The 20,279-nt window shown below is 64.3% G+C and carries 18 protein-coding genes; 10 read left to right on the top strand and 8 right to left on the bottom strand.

The annotated features are described in order from the left end of the window. Positions 1-92 precede the first annotated feature (92 nt). Positions 93-1,115: a Gfo/Idh/MocA family oxidoreductase gene (locus L0U83_RS36265; protein ID WP_233889027.1), complete on the top strand. Its 1,023-nt coding sequence runs from the start codon at positions 93-95 to the stop codon at positions 1,113-1,115. A 115-nt stretch (positions 1,116-1,230) separates the two neighbouring features. Continuing rightward, positions 1,231-2,421, top strand: coding sequence for a sugar transporter (locus tag L0U83_RS36260; RefSeq protein ID WP_233889026.1), 1,191 nt, complete (start codon positions 1,231-1,233; stop codon positions 2,419-2,421). Here the strand turns inward: L0U83_RS36260 and L0U83_RS36255 are convergent. Then, the gene (locus L0U83_RS36255) at positions 2,410-4,059 is read right to left on the bottom strand and encodes an extracellular solute-binding protein (protein WP_233889025.1); all 1,650 of its coding nucleotides are present in this window, start codon (positions 4,057-4,059) and stop codon (positions 2,410-2,412) included. The two genes, L0U83_RS36260 and L0U83_RS36255, sit on opposite strands and share 12 nt — an antisense overlap. Before the next feature lie 209 nt (positions 4,060-4,268). Between L0U83_RS36255 and L0U83_RS36250 the strand changes: the two genes are divergently transcribed. Then, positions 4,269-5,045 carry a TIM barrel protein gene (locus tag L0U83_RS36250; RefSeq protein ID WP_233889023.1) on the top strand — a complete coding sequence of 259 codons (777 nt, stop codon included), beginning with the start codon at positions 4,269-4,271 and terminating at the stop codon, positions 5,043-5,045. On the opposite strand, the gene L0U83_RS36245 is transcribed toward L0U83_RS36250, so the two are convergent. Then, positions 5,032-6,450, bottom strand: a complete 1,419-nt coding sequence (locus tag L0U83_RS36245; RefSeq protein WP_233889021.1) for a sensor histidine kinase — start codon at positions 6,448-6,450, stop codon at positions 5,032-5,034. The genes L0U83_RS36250 and L0U83_RS36245 overlap by 14 nt on opposite strands. Then, positions 6,437-7,102, bottom strand: a complete 666-nt coding sequence (locus L0U83_RS36240; protein ID WP_233889020.1) for a response regulator transcription factor — start codon at positions 7,100-7,102, stop codon at positions 6,437-6,439. The genes L0U83_RS36245 and L0U83_RS36240 overlap by 14 nt, the downstream gene beginning before the upstream one ends. 160 nt (positions 7,103-7,262) lie before the next feature. Here L0U83_RS36240 and L0U83_RS36235 point away from each other — a divergent pair, with 160 nt between their 5' ends. Continuing rightward, complete coding sequence (locus L0U83_RS36235; RefSeq protein ID WP_233889214.1) at positions 7,263-8,297, top strand: ABC transporter substrate-binding protein; 1,035 nt, start codon at positions 7,263-7,265, stop codon at positions 8,295-8,297. 93 nt (positions 8,298-8,390) lie between these two features. Continuing rightward, positions 8,391-9,650: an MFS transporter gene (locus L0U83_RS36230; RefSeq protein ID WP_267939709.1), complete on the top strand. Its 1,260-nt coding sequence runs from the start codon at positions 8,391-8,393 to the stop codon at positions 9,648-9,650. 180 nt (positions 9,651-9,830) lie between these two features. On the opposite strand, the gene L0U83_RS36225 is transcribed toward L0U83_RS36230, so the two are convergent. Next, the gene (locus L0U83_RS36225) at positions 9,831-11,831 is read right to left on the bottom strand and encodes a YadA-like family protein (RefSeq protein WP_233889018.1); all 2,001 of its coding nucleotides are present in this window, start codon (positions 11,829-11,831) and stop codon (positions 9,831-9,833) included. Between the two features lie 693 nt (positions 11,832-12,524). Here L0U83_RS36225 and L0U83_RS36220 point away from each other — a divergent pair. Next, the gene (locus L0U83_RS36220) at positions 12,525-12,857 is read left to right on the top strand and encodes a superinfection immunity protein (RefSeq protein ID WP_233889017.1); all 333 of its coding nucleotides are present in this window, start codon (positions 12,525-12,527) and stop codon (positions 12,855-12,857) included. Then, on the top strand, positions 12,854-13,204 hold the full coding sequence (locus L0U83_RS36215; RefSeq protein ID WP_233889016.1) for a hypothetical protein: 351 nt from the start codon (positions 12,854-12,856) through the stop codon (positions 13,202-13,204). Before L0U83_RS36220 ends, L0U83_RS36215 begins: the two co-directional genes overlap by 4 nt. A 13-nt stretch (positions 13,205-13,217) precedes the next feature. On the opposite strand, the gene L0U83_RS36210 is transcribed toward L0U83_RS36215, so the two are convergent. Next, entirely contained in the window at positions 13,218-13,592 is a 375-nt protein-coding gene (locus tag L0U83_RS36210; protein WP_233889015.1) for a hypothetical protein, read from the bottom strand. Positions 13,593-13,756: 164 nt separating this feature from the next. Beyond that, entirely contained in the window at positions 13,757-14,638 is an 882-nt protein-coding gene (locus tag L0U83_RS36205) for a LysR family transcriptional regulator (RefSeq protein WP_233889012.1), read from the bottom strand. 104 nt (positions 14,639-14,742) lie between these two features. Between L0U83_RS36205 and L0U83_RS36200 the strand changes: the two genes are divergently transcribed. Then, positions 14,743-16,044, top strand: a complete 1,302-nt coding sequence (locus tag L0U83_RS36200) for an aspartate aminotransferase family protein (RefSeq protein WP_233889009.1) — start codon at positions 14,743-14,745, stop codon at positions 16,042-16,044. 18 nt (positions 16,045-16,062) lie between these two features. Here L0U83_RS36200 and L0U83_RS36195 read toward each other — a convergent pair whose 3' ends face one another. Then, positions 16,063-16,521 carry an Lrp/AsnC family transcriptional regulator gene (locus L0U83_RS36195; RefSeq protein WP_233889211.1) on the bottom strand — a complete coding sequence of 153 codons (459 nt, stop codon included), beginning with the start codon at positions 16,519-16,521 and terminating at the stop codon, positions 16,063-16,065. Positions 16,522-16,635: 114 nt separating this feature from the next. Between L0U83_RS36195 and L0U83_RS36190 the strand changes: the two genes are divergently transcribed. Continuing rightward, positions 16,636-17,277, top strand: a complete 642-nt coding sequence (locus tag L0U83_RS36190; protein ID WP_233889008.1) for a LysE family translocator — start codon at positions 16,636-16,638, stop codon at positions 17,275-17,277. Positions 17,278-17,284: 7 nt separating this feature from the next. Here the strand turns inward: L0U83_RS36190 and L0U83_RS36185 are convergent, their stop codons facing one another. Further along, a complete protein-coding gene (locus tag L0U83_RS36185) occupies positions 17,285-17,947 on the bottom strand; it encodes a gamma-glutamylcyclotransferase (protein ID WP_233889006.1) in 663 nt (220 codons plus the stop codon). A gap of 560 nt (positions 17,948-18,507) precedes the next feature. On the opposite strand from L0U83_RS36185, the gene araD reads away from it, so the two are divergent. Further along, positions 18,508-20,256 (top strand): L-arabinonate dehydratase, encoded by a 1,749-nt coding sequence (araD, locus tag L0U83_RS36180; RefSeq protein ID WP_373321178.1) that lies wholly within the window; start codon positions 18,508-18,510, stop codon positions 20,254-20,256. Positions 20,257-20,279: the final 23 nt, after the last annotated feature.

The raw sequence follows: 20,279 nt of genomic DNA, 5'->3' as shown, positions 1-20,279 counted from the left end.
CGTGTTGTGCCGGTCCTAAGATCGATCTACCGCCTGACCGATGTGGGTCAGGCGGCAAGAGCCAAACAATCTGGATAGATAGGATCACTAACATGGCTTCACACAAGAGACCCGTCAACATCGGCCTGATCGGCGCAGGGCGCATCGGCTCCTTCCATGCGGAGACGGTCGCGCGCCGCCTCGTCGGCGCGAACCTGGTCGCCGTTGCCGACCCGGCGCCAGGAGCCGCTGCCAGGCTTGCCGCGCACCTCGACGTCGAACATGCGTACACGGACGTTGCGCAACTGCTCGCGCAACCGGAACTGGACGCCGTCATCATCGCGACACCCGCGCGTTTTCATACGAACCTCGTCGTGCAGGCCGCCGAAGCGGGTAAGGCGATCTTCTGCGAAAAGCCGATGGCGCTGACTCTGGAAGAGGCCGACCGTGCGATCGCCGCCGCACGCGCGGCCGAAGTGCCGCTGCAAGTGGGCTTCAACCGCCGCTGGGACCAGGCGTTTGCGGAAGGTCACGCGGCGGTCGAAGCGGGCAAGATCGGCGCACCGCAACTGCTGCGTTCGCTCACGCGCGATCCCGGCCCGTTCGGCGGCGATCCCGAGCGCATTCCACGCTGGACCATTTTCTATGAAACGCTGATCCACGATTTCGACACGCTGTTGTGGCTCAACGCCGGCGCGCGCGCCGTGGAAGTCTATGCCGCGGCCGACGCGCTCGTGCGCCCCGACGCCAAAGAGAAAGGCTTTCTGGACACGGCGGTCGTGACGATTCGATTCGACAACGGCTCGATTGCCGTGGCGGAGGCGAACTTCTCGGCGCTCTACGGCTACGACATTCGCGGCGAGGTGTTCGGCCCGGGCGGCATGGTGACGATGGGCGACGTGCGGCGCTCCAGCATGACGCTGTTCGACGGCAGCGGTGTATCGAACGATACGTGGCGCCGCGACACGGACCATTTCGTGGCGGGCTACACCGCGCAACTCGCGTCTTTCGTGAATGCCGTGCGCGAGCGCGAGCCGGTGGGGGGGCCGGGCGGCGAAGACGCGCGCCGCGCGCTCGCGATCGCACTGGCTTGCATCGAATCGGTCACGAAGAAGGCACCCGTAACCGTGAAATGAGTGGGCACGGCCCGCGCTGTTTGCCGCGAGGGCCAGAAGAGACACTGTACGGGGCGGACAGCTTGAAACGCGCGATACGCGATAATTGCCGTTTATCGATTCCCGCATCTTTCGTATGTCGACGCCTGATCCGGTCTCTTCGGGACACTCCTGGTGGGGCGTGCTCGTATTGGCGCTTTCGGCCTTTATTTTCAACACGACCGAATTCGTGCCCGTCGCGCTGTTGAGCGCCATTGGCGACAGCCTGCACATGAAGCCGACCGACGTCGGCCTCATGCTGACGATCTACGCGTGGACGGTGGCCGTCGCGTCGCTGCCCTTGATGCTGCTCACGCGCAACGTCGAACGCCGCAAACTGCTGACGTGGATATTCGCGCTCTTCATCGTCAGCCATATCGTGACCGCCGTGGCGTGGAACTTTACGGTGCTGATGGTGGGCCGAATCGGCATTGCGTTTGCGCACGCGATATTCTGGTCGATCTCCGTTTCGCTGGTGGTGAGGCTCGCGCCGCCTGGCAACAAGAGCCGCGCGCTCGCCATGCTCGGCATGGGCTCATCGATCGCCATGGTGGCGGGCATTCCGCTTGGGCGTGTGATTGGCGAGACGCTGGGCTGGCGGCAGACGTTCTTCGTCATTGCGGGCGCGGCGGCGGCCGCGCTGCTGATGTTGCGGTTGATGCTGCCCGCGTTGCCGAGCCAGCAAACGGGCTCGTTCAGCAGCGTGCCCGTGTTGTTCAGAAAGCCGATGCTGGCCTCGCTCTATTTGCTCACGATACTCGTCGTGACCGCGCACTTCACGTCATATACGTATATCGAGCCTTTCGTCCACACCGTGGGCCACGAAAGCAGCCAACGCATCACCTATATCCTGATCCTGTTCGGCAGTGCGGGCATTCCCGCGGCCATTTGCTTCAATCGCCTTTATCCGCGCGATCCGGCGCAGTTCCTGCAAGCGGCCGTGGTTGCCGTGTGCGTGTGCCTGCTCGTGCTGTTTCCCGCCGCGTTGAGCATCGTCACGTTGTCCGTTCATACGCTGGTGTGGGGAGGCGCGATCGTGTCGTTCGGCCTTGCCATGCAGGCATGGGTGCTCAAGCTCGCGCCCGAAGCCGCGGACCTCGCGGTCTCGATCTATTCTGGCCTCTATAACGTGGGGATCGGCGCGGGCGCGCTGCTTGGCAACCATATTGCCAACGGCTTCGGCGTGTCGTGGGTCGGCTCGTTCGGCGGGGTGGTGGGCGGCCTTGGGGCAGCGGTGTGCTGGCTGGCGTTGCGCATGTATGCGAGGGCGCATCCTTCAGCGCACTGAAGCGCCGCTTGCGGCAATGGCGCTGCAAAGCTGAGCGACGTCTGCCTCGATATCGGCGTGCTCGTCGAAAAGCAGGGCCTCGAGGTGCGTACTCAGCATTTCCACCAGCGCGTGATAAGCGGGAACCGCAGGCGACGGAAATGCAGCGACGCGATGCGCACTCATGAGGTGATCCATGACGCCGATGACGCGATTGCGTTGCAGCACATAGCGGTCCTCCGCGACCGAATAGCGGGCGTTGCCTGCCGCGCCGTGCAGCACGAAGTACTTCATCATCTCAGGAGAACCAAGCGTTTCGACGGCCTGCCAGGCAAGCGGTACCGCTTCGCCGTCGCAAGCCGAAGGTATCGCGAGCAGCGCGCCGCCGAGCGGAGAGAGAGGCGTCATGTCCGCATGCATGGTGGGATGTTCGAGCAAACCGATGCTTGCGCCGATCTCGAGCAGCTTGTGGCCATCCAGCGTGCCAAAGCGGTTCGACCAGTGGTAGCACATGGCCGCATTGCCGCTGCCGAAGATCTGCACACTGCGCGCCCAATGGTTGGCGCCCAGGTTGCCGGGCGAATAGGGGATGAGCGCGCGCAAGTACTCAACGACTCGCTTGCATGCCGCCGCGTCCAGTTCGAGCGCGTTGCCGCTCGTCAGAACGCCGCCTTGTGCGCCGAGAATCTGCAGGAACATCTCCGCAAGCGGCAGGCCGGGCGCAGCGGTCCACGTAATGCCGAACCGCCCCCGGCTCGGCCGGTGCAGCAAAGTTGCACAGCGAATCACTTCTTCGAAGGTCCGTGGCGTCTGCAGTCCTTCGGCATCGAAGAGATCCTTGCGATACCAAAGGAAATCGACGGTCGGCTGAATGGGAATGCCGTAGAGATGTCCGCCGCTCCATCCGGCTTGCCAGACGGCGTCGTAGAAGTCGGCGCCGGACACGGTGCTGCCAGCAGCAAGCGCCTGCAGGTCGAGCAACTGGCCGCGGCTGCTCGATTCGGCGAGCCACGGGAAAGGAACGGCGACGACCACCGGAGCGTTCGCGTTCGCGCGTGACGGTTCGGCGAGCGTGGCTTCGAGCACCGCGCGATACGCGTCCTGCGGGTACGTCGAGATCTGCACGCGCATGCCGAGGAAGCGTTCGATATCGGTGCGGTTGTGCTTGAGAATGTCGAAAACGGGATCGGCGTAGGCGAGCAGCGTGAGTTCGATGTTCCCGTTGAAGCCCGCCGCCGCCGGGCGCGGCCACGCGATCTCCGCAGGCGCGGCGAGACCCGCGGTGTCGAAACAGTCGACCGCGCGCGGGTCCACGGCGTCCATGAGCAGCTTGATCGTTTGCCCGGTGAGGCTGTCCAGATGCGCGAGAAGCCTCTCGGAAGGCAGCACGTGCTCGCGGCTCTGTCCAGCCGAAATGGGCTTGAACTGAATGAGCCCTTGCGCCTTGAGCGCGAAGATGATGCGCCGCGCGGTCGTGCGCGGCATGCCAGAACTGTCGGCGAGCGACGTGATCGTCGTTTGACGCTTGCCCAGAAAGTTTTGCAGCACCGTACTGAGGATCGGCCAGCTTTCGTGTGCGGCGTCGCCGAACTCGCTGCGTAAGATGCCGGAAAGCTTGTCGATGACGGCGATCGCCGCGTAGCGGTCGCGAGCATGCATGTTCGGCGCTCCTGCTCGTGGATGAACCCATGGCGAGTCTAGCAGAGCGGCGGCTTCGCAAGTTGCTGATTTATAGCCGTATAGCCAGTCTGAACATTTCGGGTTGGTGGCGGCCGCGCGAAGCCGGACTACTATTTCACTGCTGGCCGCGTGGAGACCGCATGAGCCAGCCGCCCGGCTGAATTCTTCCGATTTAATAAGGAATACATATGTTTACGCTCGCAGTGTGCGCGGAGATGGTCTTTCGTGATTTGCCGATGATCGAGCGCGTTCGACGTATCAGTGAACTGGGCTTCGAGGTCGAGATATGGGACTGGACCCGGCACGATATCGGCGCGCTGGCGCACAGCGGCGCGAAGTTTTCATCGATGACGGGTTATATCGAAGGCGACCTGATCACCGAAAGCGGCGCCGATGCGCTACTGCGCACGGCGGAGCAATCGATCGAAGTCGCGAAGCGCCTTGCGTGTCCGCGCCTGAATCTGCACGGCACCGGGCTCGATGCCAATGGTTTGCCCGTTACGCCGGTGCCGGTGGTGACCGGCGCAATGTGGCTGGCCGCGCAGAAGACGCTTGCGCGCATTGCCGAACTGGGCGCGCGGCACGGCGTGGTGTTCTGCCTGGAAAACCTCAACACCGAGGTCGACCATCCGGGCGTGCCGTTCGCGCGCGCCGCCGACACACTGGCGCTCATCGAGGCCGTCGATAATCCGCATCTGCGCCTGAATCTCGACCTCTATCACGCGCAGATCGGCGAGGGCAATCTGATCGAACTCGTGCGCCGGGCCGCGCCTTTCATCGGAGAGATTCAGGTGGCCGATGTGCCGGGGCGCAAGGAGCCGGGCACCGGCGAGATTCACTATCCCGCGATCGCACGCGCGCTTGCCGCGCTCGAATATCGCGGCACGATCGGCCTGGAGGCCTGGGCGAGCGGGGGCGCCGAACTCGCGCTGCGGCGCTTTCGCGAGGCGTTCACATTGGCGTAGCAGGCGGCGGCTCGCCTTCTGCGGGAGGAAACGCCAGCACCACGGCGAACCCGCCCCCGGCCGGAAAGGCAAAGTTCACGTGGCCGCCGTGCGCCTTCATCACCGCTTGCACGATGGCGAGTCCAAGGCCGGAGCCCGTCGTGCGCTCCGCGCCTTCCTGGCCGATGCGCTCGAACGGACGCAACGCGGCGTCCCAGTGTTCGCGCGCAATGCCGCCGCCGTTGTCGGTCACGGTCAGCGTGACGGCCTCCTGCGAGGCGTTCACGGTGACGACGATATCGTCCGCCTTGCCGTGCAGCAGCGCGTTGTGCAGCACGTTCGACAGCGCTTCCTGCAGGCTCACGGGGTCGCCCGCGATCCACACTTGGGGCGCGCTGCTTTCGAACGCTACCTTCACGTCGCGTTCGTCGGCGAGCGGAATCGTGCGGCCCAGCACTTCGCGGGCGAGCTTCGCCAGGTCCACGCGCTGCAACGGCACCATTTCCGTGCGGTGAATCACCATCGCGTGATTGAGCAGCTGGCCCGTGAGCCGGCCCACGTCGGAGCAGGTGGCCCGCAACGCTTCGAGCCTTGCAGCGTGACGTGCGGGATCGGACTCGGTGCTGAGCAGTTCGATTTGCGCGTCGAGCCGTGCGATCGGCGTGCGCATCTGGTGGGCGGCGTCGGCGATAAAACGCTGCATGGCCGTCATGCGTTCCGCGAGGCGGCCGATCAGTCCGTTGATGGCGCCGATCAGCGCGTTGATCTCGCTCGGCGTGTCTTGCGCCACGGGTCGCAGGTCGGCCGGATCGCGCGCGGCGATGATTTGCCCGATCTGCGCGAGCGGGCGCAGGCCGCGCCGGATCGCGAGGCCGCTCGCACCAATGGCGAGCACGCTCATCAGCAGAATGAGCGTCCAGACCTTGAAGCTCATGTCGTTCGTGAGCTGCTGACGCGCGTGCGTGGTTTGCGCGACCGTGACGAGGGCCCAGCCGGGCGGCCGTGCGTCTGGCATGTAGCGCCCGATGGTTGCCGTGCGCACGCGCTCCCCCTGATACCGCCCGTTCGCGAATGTCGGACCCTGGCGCGCGCTCATCGGATTGGCCGGACCAGGAAGGTCGCCATACCCGGCTACGACGAGACCACGCGCATCGACCACCTTGTAGTAGACGACGTCATAGCGCGAGAGCGTGGAGAGCGCGGCCACCGGCGGATTGAGCGCGAGCACGCCGCCTTGCACGTAGAGGTTTTCGGCGACCTGGATGGTTGCGCCCGCAAGCAGTTGATCGTAGGCGCGCTCGGAAGCGACGCCCGCGTAATAGCGCGCGATGCCCGCGAGCGCCGCCGCGCCCGATGCCACGACGAGCGCGACGAAGAGCAGCGTGCGGCCGAGCAGCGTTTTCGGGAACCAGTCAAAGCGCGGCAATTTGATATCCCATGCCGCGCGCCGTGCGAATTTCGACGGAGCTGCCTTGCAGTTTCTTGCGCAGGCGCGTGACGTACTGTTCGACCGCGTTCGCTGTCGGCTCGTTGCCATAGCTGAACAACTGGTTCAGCAGTTCCTCTTTCGGGAAGATGCGTTGCGGACGGCTCGCGAGAATTTCGAGCAACGCGAATTCCTGGCGCGAGAGCGAAAGCGGTTTGCCGTCGAGTTCGGCAAGCCGGCTGCTGCGGTCGATTGCAAGACCGCCGAGCCTCACGACATCGTTCGCGTGACCGCTGTTGCGGCGCAGGAGCGCCTGCACGCGCGCTTCGAGTTCGCGATAGTCGAACGGCTTGACGAGGTAGTCGTCGGCGCCGAGGCCAAGGCCGCTCACGCGGTCGTCGATGGCCGAGCGCGCGGTGAGGAGCAGGACCGGCGTAGTGGAGCCCGCCGCGCGCAGGTTGCGCAGGATCGCGAAACCGTCCATGACGGGAAGCATGACGTCGAGCACGACCAGGTCGAAGCGCTCGACGCCGAGCAGGCTGTTCGCAGTGGCGCCGTTCGCTTCGAGGTCCACCGCGTGACCGAGGCGTGTGAGGCGGCTGCGGACCGCCGCGCCGATTTCCGCGTCGTCCTCTACCACCAGAATGCGCATGATGCCGTTCCTGCCGAAATCTTCATGGTTACGATTGCGGGTTTTCCCCGAGTTCTGAGAGGTGTGTTTTCTCAGCATTTTCTCAGACTCGCCCGGTAATCTCGCGAACCATGGAAGATGCAGCGACGTGATTACGACACGAACCACTGGAGACGGCAAGATGCGCGTGGAATCGCCGCGGCGGCGCGCACTCGTTGCAGCGGGGCTTGGCGCGGCCGCCCTGGCTGCGGGGCTCGCGCCTGCCTGGGTCCAGGCCACGCCGCGCACGGTGCGCATTTCGAAGGGCTACGGCCTGCTGTATCTGCCGCTGCTCGTCATGGAGAAGGCGCGCCTCTTCGAGCGCCACGCGGCCCGCCAGGGGCTCGCGGACGTGAGCGTGGAGTGGGTGAGGCTCGACGGCGGCAATTCCGTCGACGACGCCATGATGGCCGGCACGCTCGACTTCGCCGCCGTGGGCGCGCCTGGCTTCATCGAGCTGTGGGCGCGGGCGCGCGGCATACCGAACGTCGAGGTGATCGGCATCAGCGGTCTTTCGGCCACGGCGCTCTCGCTCAATACGAACCGTGCGCAGATCGCGACGCTGCGCGACTTCACGAGCGCCGACCGCATTGCGGTGCCTGGAATTCGCACCTCGCTTTCGGCCGTCGTGCTGCAAATGGTCGCGAGCAAGCTGCTCGGATCGCAGCACTTCGCGCAGCTCGATTCGATCACCGTGGGCATGCCGCATCCGCAGGCCATGCAGTCGCTGATCCGGCGTGAGGGCGGCATTACCGCGCATTTCGCGTCGCCGCCATTTTCGACGCTCGAATTGCAGCAGCCGGGCATTCACCGCGTGGTCGATTCGGTCGACGTGCTCGGGCCGCTCACGCTCGACGTGGTATTCGCGCCCAAGCGCCTGGTCGACACTGAACCGGCGCTCGCGAGAGCGTTCCTTCACGCGCTCGATGAGGCGAACCGGATGATCGCGCAGGACAAAGCGGCCGCGGCGCAGATATATGTCGATTCGTCGGGATTCGGCGCTTCGCGCGAGCACGTGGTGCAGACACTCTCTGCGCCGGAGTCTCGCTTTTCGGTGTGGCCTGAGCAGTTGATGGAGTACGTGGACTTTCTGTACATGGTGGGCACGATCAAGGCGAAACCGCGCACATGGAACGACATGTTCGTGGCGATGCTCGAGGACTTCCGTCCGTCTTAGGTACGCGCGTAAGCAACATACAAATAAACGTAGGAGAACCTGGTGAATACAAACTCAACCGTCGATCAGCAGTCCGCAGAAGAACGGGATGTCATGTCGAAGATCGCACGCCGTCTGATGCCGATCCTCGTCGTGATGTTTCTGATCTCGTTCATCGACCGGCAGAACGTCGGCTTCGCGAAGCTGCAGATGGTGCACAGCCTCAACATGACCGAAGCGGCGTTCGGTCTTGCGTCGTCGCTGTTCTTCATCGGCTATCTGCTGTTCGAAGTGCCTAGCACGCTCGCGCTGCACCGCTTCGGCGCGCGCGTGTGGCTCGCGCGCATCATGCTCACCTGGGGCGTGATTACGGTGCTGATGGGCTTCACCACGTCGATGAAGGTGTTCTGCGCTCTGCGCCTCGCGCTGGGCGTGGCCGAAGCCGGCTTCTATCCGGGCGTGATCTATTACCTCACGTTATGGTTTCCGCAGAGCTACCGCGCGCGCGTGCTCGGCATCTTCACGCTGGGCAGCGCGCTCGCGAACATGCTGGGCTCGCTCGTGGGCGGCTGGCTGCTGAGCCTCAACGGCGTATGGGGCCTTGCCGGCTGGCAGTGGGTGTTCATCGCCACGGGCCTGCCCGCCGTGCTGGTCGGCATTGCCGTGTTCAAGCTGTTGCCGGCGTCGTACCAGGAAGCTCGCTTCCTGACCGAGCGCGAAAAGCAGATCGTGGCGGCTGCGCACGAGCGCGAGAAGCCCGAGCACGCCGAACACGCACAGCCCTGGAAGGCGCTGCTCGATCCGCGTGTGATGCTGTTCGCGGCGACCTATATGCTGATGTCGACGTCGCTCTACGGCGTGACCTACTGGCTGCCCACGCTCGTGAAGTCGTTTGGCGTGTCGAGCAGCGTGAACGGGCTGTTGAGCATGCTGCCGTGGGCGCTGGCGGTCTTGCTGCTGCTGTGGCTGCCGTCGAAGCTGCGCCGCGCGAAAAGCATTCTGCGCGCCATGGCGATCGTCGCGGCGCTCGGCACGCTGGGCTTCCTGTTGAGTCTGCTGCTGCCTTCCACGCCGCTGCGCTTTATCGCGCTCGTGTTCGGCGGCGCGTGCATTCCGCTGCTGTACCCGTGCTTCTGGTCGATGCCACCGCGCTACTTCACCGGCGCGCGAGCGGCGGCGAGTGTCGCGGCCATCAACTCGATCGGCAATCTCGGCGGCTTCTTTGGCCAGAACCTGATGCCGCTCGCAGGCAAGCTCACGGGAACCGCATTCGGTCCGATGATCGTGCCGATCGTGTGCCTCGCGGTGCTCGGTCTCGGCGTCGTGGTGGCGTGGGGACGTTCCGGGCGCGCCATGGAGGGCGTGCCGGCTTGAGCCTGGCTTGATCCCGGTTTGGCGGCGCTGGCACGCGTCAGGCGGGAGATTTGCGATGCGCGCGTGCCCGCGCCCTGGCCCGTGTCCTGCCGGGAAGCAAAAAGCCCGGCAGTCTTCCGACTGCCGGGCCCCAGAACGAAGGGTGCCGCAATGCAACGCCCTCCAACTACCCCTGCACCATTACCATTGATAGCCCGCGCCCACGGTGACGCCGGTGTTGCCCTGCGAGCTCGAGCTCGCGGCGAGCTTGCCGACCCACTTGTTGTTCTCCGTAACATAGGAGATGCCAAGTGCCATGCCGGTCTGGCCGCCGATATGCGACGCGCCTGCGGCAACCATCGTCTTGCCCGGTTGCGTCGGCTGCGGAAGACCCGCCACCGCCATCGCAGCCGCAGCCGCGCCGAACGCCGAACGCTTGGCGTCGTCGATCTGGTTCTGGACACCCGCAATGCGCGAGTCCACATAACCTTGCGATTGTGCCGTTGCGGCGTTGAGCTGGTCGACGTTCACCGCGTCGGTGCCTGCGGTGCCGGCTGCCACGTTGGTGATTTGACGCTCGTTGCCCGCCGAACCCACCGAAACGCTGTTGTCACGGTCTGCAACGGAACCCGCACCCAAGGCGACCGAGTTCGCGCCGCTCGCCACCGCGTTCGGGCCGACAGCCGTCGCGTGCGTACCGCTGGCCACTGCGCCTTCCGAAGCGCGATCGCCATTGGCGGCGACGAACGGGTTGGCCGCGTTGGCGGCTTCCTGCGAAACCGCCGCGAGGGCATCGTTCATCTGACCAACGTTCACAGCATCGGTGGCGGCCGTGCCGGTCGCCACGTTGTGCAGTGCGACCGCCGTGGTGGCGCCCGCGCCGCCCAGCGTGATCGAGTCGTGCGCTGACGAGTCGTACGAAACGGCGTTCGCCATCTGACCGCTAATGTTCGAGACGTTGCTCTGCAGATCGGCGATATCGCTCGTGTTCTGCGCCACTTGCTGGTTCGTCGCGTAGAGTTGCGAACCGTTCACGGCGTCAGTGCTGGCGGCGCTGATGGTGCCCGCTGCCACGTTGTGCAGCGCGACCGGCGTCGTCGCACCGACACCGCCAAACGTCACGGCATTGTGCGCAGACGAGTCGTAGACCACGCCATCGGCCATCTGGCCTTGCAGATTGCTGATCGCGTCGGTGTTCGCCGTCGTGCGGCCGTCGAGATTCGAGAAGGCGTCGCCGGCGTTGCTGAACGTCTGACCGCCCACAGCATATTGCGGCGCGGAGATCGAGCCATCCGCATTCACCGACGAGCCGCCGCCCAAGGCAGTAGCGGTCGAGCTAGCGAGACCATAGATTTGCGAACCGTTGACCGCATCCGTGCTGCTGGCGCTAATGGCACCCGCTGCGACGTTGTGCAGCGCGACCGGCATCGTTGCGCCGACGCCGCCAAGCGTGACCGAATCGTGCGCCGACGAGTCGTACAGCACGGCGTCCGCCATCTGGCCTTGCAGCGACGTGACCTGGCCCTGCATCGCCGTGACGGAGGTGTCCAGTTGGCCGAGCGCGGAATCCACCTCACTGAACGCACCGCCCACCGTGTTCTGCGCGGTCGACGACGACTGACCCGTGATCGCATTCGCGTTAGTCAGCGTGTAGCTGGGACCCGTGACGACGCCAGTCGAGCTGTTAAACGAAGCGCCACCGCCGAGCGAGCTGACCAACGGCGTGAGCTGGCTCACGTTGACCGCATCGCTTGCATTCAAGCCGGCGTTGAGACCCGAGAAAAGAACGCCGGTCGTACCGTTCGAGAGCGTCGCATAGTACGCCGTTCCACTCGACGAGCCCGGCGAAAGAAACAGCTTCTTCTGAGTCGTGGACGCAATGATCTGCGTATTACCGGTCCCCATTCCGTTGAACATGCTGGAGCCCACGGTATCCCCACCTACCACGCCGCCGACCCATGAACTGCAATTCGCCACAGTCCCAGTCGCTGTGTAGTTGTATTGTGAAGCGGTGGTTGCCGCGCAAAAATCCGCCCATGCCGCCGATGGCAACATAAGGCCGGCAGCACAAGCTGCGGGGAGAGCCAGCGCCGTCAGCACGCCAGCTTTGGACTTCTTCTTGCCACGCCCAACAGCATTTTCCTGCACGGCAACCCACATACCCGCGAGTTCATTCCAGACAGAAAGGTACACCTTATTCATTTGTAATCCTAAATTAATTACGAGCAATCTAATTGAGCTTGATGTCAAGTTCCATACGAACGTGACGAGTTTTCAATTACCGGGTCGTTCGTCTCCGAACGGCCACAGGCGAAACAAGAAACCTGTCTTTACGGCCGAATGGGTCAACGAACCACTAGATTTCCAGGACGAAGTTTCGCCTTAGCCATTGTTCGAGCCAATCGGAGGAATTCGATTTGTAGCCTGACCCGAAAAACCCGGACGGCCTGATCGGGCCGTCAATCACCTGATCGGATTGGCCACATTCACGTCTGGCAGCGCAAGGTCAGAAAGTTAAATACGGGCAAAAAATCGCTAGTCTTCCTTGCGCGCTTCGCGCGGATGACTACCGCATTCACGAGCTGTCTGGCCCTCATTTACTTCACGGTGTCATTCGGCAGTAATCCCTCGACCTTTCCTTTTTGTCAGAAGGCACGCTTGGATTGTTAATGCAGTCGCAACACTGAATTCGTTCTATTAGCATGGACTTTCGATAGAACGATCCTAAACTGCTACCTCATGTCACGGCGGCCCCAACGGCCGCGGTGCAGTCAAAGCGAAACAGCTTCTGAAGCTGGCGGACGTGGACAATCCGGCGCGCGATCGCGCCCGATCTTGCCCCTGCGACGCGCAGACGTTTCGCCCAGTTTCGACGCTAGAACATGAGGTGGTGCGATGCTGCAAATTCTCGAAGGTGCCTCGGTCATTGCGGCCGTCGCCCTGTATCTGATTCCTTCCATTGAAGCCGACGCGCGTGAGCACAAGGATGCGTTTGCGATCACGGTTGTCAACATCCTGCTGGGCTGGACGATCGTCGGCTGGTTCGCGGCGCGCGCCTGGGCGCACAGCCGGGACGACGAGCGGCGGCCGCTGCGCGCGGCGAAGCGGGTTCTTCGCACGGCCGGGCGTGCGACGACGCAGAAGCTCGTGCAGCATGCGAAGTTGCGTACGGCGCTGGAGTCCCACAAGACGGCGGCCCAGCGCGGCGTGAAGGTCCTGTATTCATGAGCACGTCGAAACCGTTTGGCGGCATCGCGAAGTTGCCGCCGCGCATCACGCGGTCGTTGACCAGAGTGTTTGTTTCACTTGCCGCCGCTTGCACGGTGCTCGCCGGCTGCGCGTCGGCTAGCAATGTCACCACAGCGGATCGGCAGGACACGTTCGTCGTTTCGGCCTCCGCGTCCGGCGGACGCCTCGCCTGGGCGCGCGCCCACAGGCGCGCCGTGAGCGCGGCAGCCGACTATTGCGAGAGCCGCGGCATGCAGGCGAGCCTCGGCATCGAACAAATGGACGGTATCGAGGCGCTGCAGCAGCAGGGTTCGACGATCCGCTTCGAGTGCCATCCGAAGCTTTGAGGCGATCGCCGCCTCAGCGAATCACAAAAGTTTCCCTGCGCGGCCCATACCACTTCGTGACTTCGGAGTGCGCCGTCAATCTGGATGACTTCAGAATGGGACTCGTGACGCGGTACAGCCGGTCCGGGTCGGGCCCGTACATGTACAGATAGCCGTCGTTGCCGTCGATGTGAATTTCGGTTTCGCCGAGTTCGCCGGCATCGGCGCGCCTGATGGCGCTTGCCAGCCGCTGTTCGAGCGCATGAATCTGCGGGCGGTCTTTCGGGTAGTAATCGAAATGGACCATCATGACCGGCCCCGGCGGTTTTTGTGCTGGTGCCGCTACGGCGCTGCCCGCGGCGAATGCGATGCAGAGGAGCGTGGCGATTGATTTTCGGCTTTTCGGCATGGGTGGATATCGTCCGCGAGACAGGGTGCGATTGTCAGCGAAAGTTGGGATGCGTGCCATCGCGCGCGGCCCGTACTAAATGGCGCTCGCCGCTCGTGCGCGCGAGGGCGAAGACCCCGCACACGCTTTGAGGCGCGGCTTGCGCTGCTCTCGCGGCTGCGCGTTCACAACAGCGGCAGCGTGAGCCGAATGTGCTCTGCAAACGCCGCCGTAAGAAGCGACGGCCGCTTGCGCCCGAACTTTATCGTGATGCCAACAGCCGGCAAGGGCGGCAGCGCGGGGTTGCCATTGAGAATGGCCAGATCCGGCGGAACGGCCGTTTGCGTCATGACGGCGAAGGCCTGGCCCGAACGCACTAGCGCGGTGAGCCCGGCCAGACTGCTGCTCGCATACGCGACGCGGTAGGCTCTGCCCGCGCGCTCCAACGCCTCGCAGGCCGCGATGTGGTCGAGCGTATCGGGGTCGGAGAGCGCGAGCGGCAGCGGATCGAAGTGGGCGGCGTCGAGCTCGGGCGAACCGATCCAGACCAGTTGCTCGCGTCGAATGATCTCGTCGTCGGTGCCGCGGGCGTCGGCAAACTCACTGGCGGTCAAAGGCAGCGACACCATGGCGAGGTCGACCGCCCGCTTGTCGAGTTGTTCGAGCAGGCGCGGCGTGGGAACGCATACGACCTCCACGAGCGCATGGGGATGCTGGCTCGAAAACTGCCGCAGCAAAGAGGGGAGGAACACGGCTGCATAGTCGTCCGGGCAGCCGAAGCGGATGGTGCCCGACAAGCCCGTGCCGCACAGGTCGGCCATCGCCTCGTCGTGCAAGCGGAGCATGCGCTGCGCGTAGACCAGCAGGCGCTCGCCAGGGCTCGTCAGCGCGACACCGCGCCCGGTGCGCTGAAACAGCGGCTGATCGACGATCTCCTCGAGCCGCTTGATCTGCTGGCTCAGCGCCGACTGGGTGCGGCCAACGCGTTCGGCCGCGCGGCTTAGCGAACGCATCTCGGCAATGACCGCGAACGATCGCAGCAGATCGATTTCGAGCGGGCGGCTCATGATATTAGCGTCTCTTCTAGCTTGCATTAGAACTATTCGATTCTATAAAACCAGAGCGCCGACTAGACTGCAAGCAAAACCTGCCACCCGCAAAGGAGAAGCCTGTGTCCAGGAACGACGACGAACAGTTTTGGCGCAACGCACGGCAGCACCTGATCCGCTATGGCGGCACGTTCGAGCCAATGATCATCGAACGCGCCCAGGGCAGCTTCGTCTACGACGCGGACGACCGCCCGATTCTCGATTTCACGTCGGGGCAGATGAGCGCCGTGTTGGGCCACAGCCACCCCGAGATCGTCTCGGTCATCAACGAATACGCGGGCAAGCTGGACCACCTGTTCAGCGGCATGCTTTCGCGGCCCGTGGTCGAGCTGGCGACGCGCCTCGCCGATATCACGCCCGCCGGGCTCGACCGGGCGCTGCTGCTGAGCACCGGCGCTGAGTCGAACGAGGCAGCCATCCGCATGGCGAAGCTCGTCACGGGCAAATTCGAAATCGTGGGCTTTGCGCAGTCGTGGCACGGCATGACGGGCGGCGCGGCTTCGGCCACCTATAGCGCCGGACGCAAGGGCGTGGGTCCCGCAGCGGTGGGCTCGTACGCGATTCCCGCGCCGTTCGTGTACCGGCCGCGCTTCGAGCGCAACGGGCAATACGATTACCTCGCGGAACTCGACTACGCGTTCGATCTCATCGATCGCCAGTCGAGCGGCAATCTCGCGGCTTTCATCGCGGAGCCGATCCTGAGTTCGGGCGGCATCATCGAACTGCCGCCGGGCTATATGGCGGCGCTCAAGCGCAAATGCGAAGAGCGCGGCATGCTGCTGATCCTCGACGAAGCGCAAACAGGCGTTGGCCGCACCGGCATGATGTTCGCGTGCGAGCACGACGGTGTGACGCCCGACATCCTCACGCTCTCCAAGACATTGGGCGCGGGCTTGCCGCTTGCGGCCGTGGTGACGTCGGCGCAGATCGAAGAAGCGGCACACGAACGGGGCTTCCTGTTCTACACGACCCATGTGTCCGATCCGCTTCCCGCCGCAGTCGGCCTGCGCGTGCTGGACGTGGTGGCGCGCGACGGACTCGTTGCGCGCGCAAACATCATGGGTGACCGGTTGAGGCGCGGACTGCTGGACTTGATGGAGCGCTTCGAGTGCATCGGCGACATTCGGGGGCGCGGCCTGCTGCTCGGTCTGGAGATCGTCAAGGACCGCCGCACGAAGGAGCCCGCCGACGGTCTCGGCGCGAAGATCACGCGCGAATGCATGAAGCTCGGGCTCAGCATGAACATCGTGCAGTTGCCGGGCATGGGCGGCGTGTTCCGTATCGCGCCGCCGCTGACCGTGAGCGAGCAGGAGATCGATCTCGGCGTGGAACTGCTGGGGCAGGCGATCGAGCGTTCGCTCTGAGTGCCAGGGGCGTCGCGGCTAGGCCTTGCCGCGCGACCCGTTTTGAGGCCGCGCGAGCGCGCGCGCGGCGAGCGGCGTGGACATGACGATGGACGTGCGCGTCTCGCCGTAAAGGTTGATCCGTTGGAGCAGGCGCTCCAGATCGGCCACGCTCGTTGCCACGAGGCGAATGACGTAGGAGTCCGCGCCAGTGACGTGATGGCATTCGAGCACCTCGTCTATTGTGCCGAGCAGCTTGAGAAACTTCGCTTTCGCGGACTGGGGCACCGTAATGCCGATCAGGGCGGAGATGGGATAGCCGGCGGCGGCCGGATTCACGCGCGCCGCATAGCCTTCGATCACACCGGCATCTTCGAGGCGTCTCACGCGTTCCGTGACCGCCGGCACCGAGAGATGCACGTGGCGCGCAAGCTCGGTATAGGTTATGCGGCCGCTTTCCTGCAGCAGCGCCAGAATTTTCCAGTCCAGATCGTCCATCATGGCGAAATGTTTAAGGTGAAATGCCGATTTTCCCTTAAATCCTGCCTTTTGCGGATATTCCTGGCGGTCTACGATAATCCCCCATAGAACATCAATTGCGGGGAGAGGGACATGTTGTTCGTCAAAGCCGTGGCGATGGGGTTTTGCATCGCCGCACCAGTCGGGGCGATTGGCATGCTGTGCATCCAGCGCAGCCTGAGCCGCGTTTTCTGCTCCGGGTTCGCAACAGGCATGGGTGCTGCGTGCGCGGATGCGTTTTACGGCTTGCTCGGCGCGCTCGGCGTGGCGGGAATCATCGCGGCGCTGCCTATGCTGACGGTGGCTTTGAAGGCGGCGGGCGGTGCGTTCCTGCTTTGGATGGCGTGGACTATCGCGCGCGAGTCGCCTCGCGCGCCGGCCGCCGTACAGGAGGTGCGGCGCACGCCCGTCACGCGTGACTTCCTCACGACGTTTGCGCTTACGCTCTCGAACCCCCTGACCATTTTTTCGTTCATCGCCGCTTTTGCGGCGCTCGGGCCGTTGCCGGCCATGCCGGGCGAGCATGGCGCGCCGGGATGGCTTTCGGTGGCGCCGATGGTGACAGGTGTGTTCGCGGGTTCGGCCGTGTGGTGGCTGTTCCTGAGCAGCGTGACTTCCGCGTTGCGAACGAAGCTGCCGCTCGCATTCACGCGGGGCATTTCCATCTTTTCCGCCGTTGCGATTGCCGCGTTTGGCGTCGTTCAAATGGTCACGGGAATCGCTCGGCTCGCGTAGCGCGTAGTCAGATCGACGTTTCGATTCGTTCGAGCGCCTGCGCCACTTCCTCGACGTAGGCGTCGGTCAACGCGCAATCGGCGAGCGCTCGTCTGAGCTGGAACACATATTCCGCGTTGGTGCCGAGCGGGCCCTGCGCCTGGGCAATCAGGCGGGCCACCGTCGCGGGGCTGGAATCGGCCTCGTATTGCCGCGGGCAATCATTTGCCACGAAGGCGAGAGCGTGGCGCGTTTCGCCCGTGGCGAGAGTCACGGTGGTCCAGACCGGCGTGTAGGCGCCTGTGAGCATCTCGCGGGTCCAGAGAATGTGCAGTTCTTCGTCGAGCGTGGCGGCATCGAGCCGCAGCGCGACGCCTTGCGTTGCGCCGCCCGGCTCCAGCGCGAGCATGCGGCCGGGTCGCTGCGGCGTGCCGCGGCCGCCGAAAAGGCGAATGCAAAAGCTCCGGCGCCAGCCGTGCAGTGTAGCGTTCGCGTGCCGGTCGAAGTGCGAGAGCGGATTCCACATGAGTGAACCGTAGCCGAATACCCATATGTCTTTGCCAGCAGGGCGCTTCGCCATCGTTTCGGCGAGCGACTGGTCGATTTGGGTCTGCGTCCAGAGAATTTCCGGCGGAAGATGGCTGAAACTCTCGAGAAACGCACCGGAGCGAATGGCGTCTCTGTTTAACATGGCGTTGACGGGGTGGCGGAGGCTAGATGACCCAGTATGCGGGCGGCGCGTGCGTGGATAAAGTGCCTGGAATGCGATGCTGCGTTCAGTTGGGGACGACAATCTGGGTGGAGTCGGGGTGATCAATCACCTGGCGGTGCATAGCCAAGCTCGCTCTGGTGTCGAATCGAGGGGACTACGGTGCGTGTCTCCGCGTGGCCATACAGGATCACGAGCGCGCGAAGCACATATTCGCGGAAATCGGGAACGCCAGCTTCGCTAGCCAGGCGTGTCAGCTTGTCGAGCCGCATGTGCCCCTCAATGGGCTGAGTGGCAAGGAACCCGGCTGGTCGGCCGAGCTGCGGATGAATCATCAAGAGATCGCGGAAGCGCAGGACCGCCGGCCACTACGTCGTCCGGCAGTTCGGTGAGCCGCGCGCTCCGTACTTCCCCCAGGATCGCATCGTCGATGATAGCGCTACCATTCACCTCACCGTATCACTGGCGGTGCAATCTACGCCCGCCGGCCTTCGACGGCTTTTTTTATCCGCCGGAATGGTAGCGTTATCATGGAGAACCCCTTGTCCCTAGTCCGCAAGAAGCCCGAAGACCTGCGCAGCTATCGCTGGTACGGCGTCAACGACCTCCGCTCGTTCGGCCACCGCTCGCGCACCGCGCAGATGGGCTATCACTCGTCCGATTACATGGGCAAGCCCGTGATCGCCGTGGTGAACACGTGGAGCGAGATCAACTCGTGCCATACCCACTTCAAGCAACGCGTGGAGGAAGTGAAGCGCGGCATCTGGCAGGCGGGCGGCTTTCCGGTCGAGATGCCAGTGATGACGTTGGCCGAGCCGTTCCAGAAGCCCACCACCATGCTTTACCGCAACTTCCTCGCCATGGAGACTGAGGAGTTGCTCAAGTCGTACCCGTTCGACGGCTGCGTGCTGATGGGCGGCTGCGACAAGACCACGCCGGGTCTCCTGATGGGCGCGATCAGCATGAACCTGCCTGCCATCTATCTGCCCGCCGGGCCGATGTTGCGCGGCAACTGGAATGGCCGCACGCTCGGCAGCGGCTCGGACACGTGGAAGTACTGGGCGGAGCTGCGCGCGGGCAAGATCACCGAAGACGAGTGGAAGGGCATCGAGAGCGGTATTGCGCGCTCGCCGGGCCACTGCATGACGATGGGCACGGCCTCGACGATGACTAGCGCGACCGAAGCGCTCGGCCTCACGCTGCCCGGTTTCTCGTCGATTCCCGCAGCGGATTCGCGTCACGCGCAGTACGCGTCGCTCACGGGGCAGCGCATCGTCGAGATGGTGTGGACGGACCAGAAACCCTCGGACATCCTCACCGCGAAGGCCTTCGACAATGCCGTGACCACCGTGCTCGCGATGTCGGGTTCGACCAACGCGATCGTGCACCTCGTGGCCGTGGCGCGCCGCGCGGGCATCGATCTCACCACGGCGCGCTTCGACGAACTCGCGCGCGTGACGCCCGTACTCGGCAATATCCGCCCAGCCGGCCAGTATCTGATGGAGGACTTCTATTACGCGGGCGGACTGCGCGCGCTGCTCGTGGAGCTCGGCGAGCTGATCGACGGCACGCAGATGACGGTGAACGGCAAGACGCTCGGCGAAAACATCGCCGGCGCGGAGATCTTCGACGACGACGTGATCCGCCCGCGCAGCAATCCGCTCGTCGCGCGCGATGGCCTCGCCGTGCTCACGGGCAATCTCGCGCCGGACGGCGCGGTCATCAAGCCCGCGGCGATGGAGGCGCATCTGCTCAGGCATCGCGGCCCCGCCGTGGTGTTCCGCGACTACAACGACATGGCGGCGCGCATCGACAGCGACGATCTCGACGTCACCGCCGACTCCGTGATCGTGCTGCAGCACGCCGGCCCGGTCGGTGCACCCGGCATGCCCGAATGGGGGCAGCTGCCCATTCCGCAGAAGCTGCTCAAGCTTGGCGTGCGCGACATGCTGCGTATTTCCGACGCGCGCATGAGCGGCACGAGCTACGGCGCGTGCGTGCTGCACGTGGCGCCCGAATCGTTCGTGGGCGGGCCGCTCGCGTTCGTGAAAGACGGCGACATCATCGAACTCGACGTCGAGGCGCGCCGCCTGCATCTGCATGTGAGCGACGCGGAACTCACCGCGCGCAAAGCGGCGTGGACGCCGCCGAAGCGGCCATTCGAGCGCGGCTTCGGCGTGATGCATCAGCTGCACGTGACGCAGGCGAACAAGGGCTGCGATTTCGATTTCCTCGAAACGCCCGCCGCCACGCCGTGCGAAACCCATGGTGCCGAACCTGAAATTCACTAATCTCCACTATCGACGACATCACC

It is taken from the genome of Paraburkholderia flagellata, from assembly GCF_021390645.1.
GTDB classification, from domain to species: domain Bacteria; phylum Pseudomonadota; class Gammaproteobacteria; order Burkholderiales; family Burkholderiaceae; genus Paraburkholderia; species Paraburkholderia flagellata.
This window is presented reverse-complemented; position numbering and strand designations above follow the sequence as displayed.

Excerpts from the sequence above, each read along its gene's own strand:
- L0U83_RS36225 (WP_233889018.1), bottom strand. The coding sequence starts at position 11,831 with ATGAATAAGGTGTACCTTTCTGTCTGGAATGAACTCGCGGGTATGTGG.
- L0U83_RS36250 (WP_233889023.1), top strand. The coding sequence starts at position 4,269 with ATGTTTACGCTCGCAGTGTGCGCGGAGATGGTCTTTCGTGATTTGCCG.
- L0U83_RS36235 (WP_233889214.1), top strand. The coding sequence starts at position 7,263 with ATGCGCGTGGAATCGCCGCGGCGGCGCGCACTCGTTGCAGCGGGGCTT.
- L0U83_RS36255 (WP_233889025.1), bottom strand. The coding sequence starts at position 4,059 with ATGCATGCTCGCGACCGCTACGCGGCGATCGCCGTCATCGACAAGCTT.
- L0U83_RS36230 (WP_267939709.1), top strand. The coding sequence starts at position 8,391 with ATGTCGAAGATCGCACGCCGTCTGATGCCGATCCTCGTCGTGATGTTT.
- L0U83_RS36195 (WP_233889211.1), bottom strand. The coding sequence starts at position 16,521 with ATGGACGATCTGGACTGGAAAATTCTGGCGCTGCTGCAGGAAAGCGGC.
- L0U83_RS36215 (WP_233889016.1), top strand. The coding sequence starts at position 12,854 with ATGAGCACGTCGAAACCGTTTGGCGGCATCGCGAAGTTGCCGCCGCGC.
- L0U83_RS36190 (WP_233889008.1), top strand. The coding sequence starts at position 16,636 with ATGTTGTTCGTCAAAGCCGTGGCGATGGGGTTTTGCATCGCCGCACCA.
- L0U83_RS36260 (WP_233889026.1), top strand. The coding sequence starts at position 1,231 with ATGTCGACGCCTGATCCGGTCTCTTCGGGACACTCCTGGTGGGGCGTG.
- L0U83_RS36265 (WP_233889027.1), top strand. The coding sequence starts at position 93 with ATGGCTTCACACAAGAGACCCGTCAACATCGGCCTGATCGGCGCAGGG.
- L0U83_RS36205 (WP_233889012.1), bottom strand. The coding sequence starts at position 14,638 with ATGAGCCGCCCGCTCGAAATCGATCTGCTGCGATCGTTCGCGGTCATT.
- L0U83_RS36210 (WP_233889015.1), bottom strand. The coding sequence starts at position 13,592 with ATGCCGAAAAGCCGAAAATCAATCGCCACGCTCCTCTGCATCGCATTC.
- L0U83_RS36185 (WP_233889006.1), bottom strand. The coding sequence starts at position 17,947 with ATGTTAAACAGAGACGCCATTCGCTCCGGTGCGTTTCTCGAGAGTTTC.
- L0U83_RS36240 (WP_233889020.1), bottom strand. The coding sequence starts at position 7,102 with ATGCGCATTCTGGTGGTAGAGGACGACGCGGAAATCGGCGCGGCGGTC.
- L0U83_RS36220 (WP_233889017.1), top strand. The coding sequence starts at position 12,525 with ATGCTGCAAATTCTCGAAGGTGCCTCGGTCATTGCGGCCGTCGCCCTG.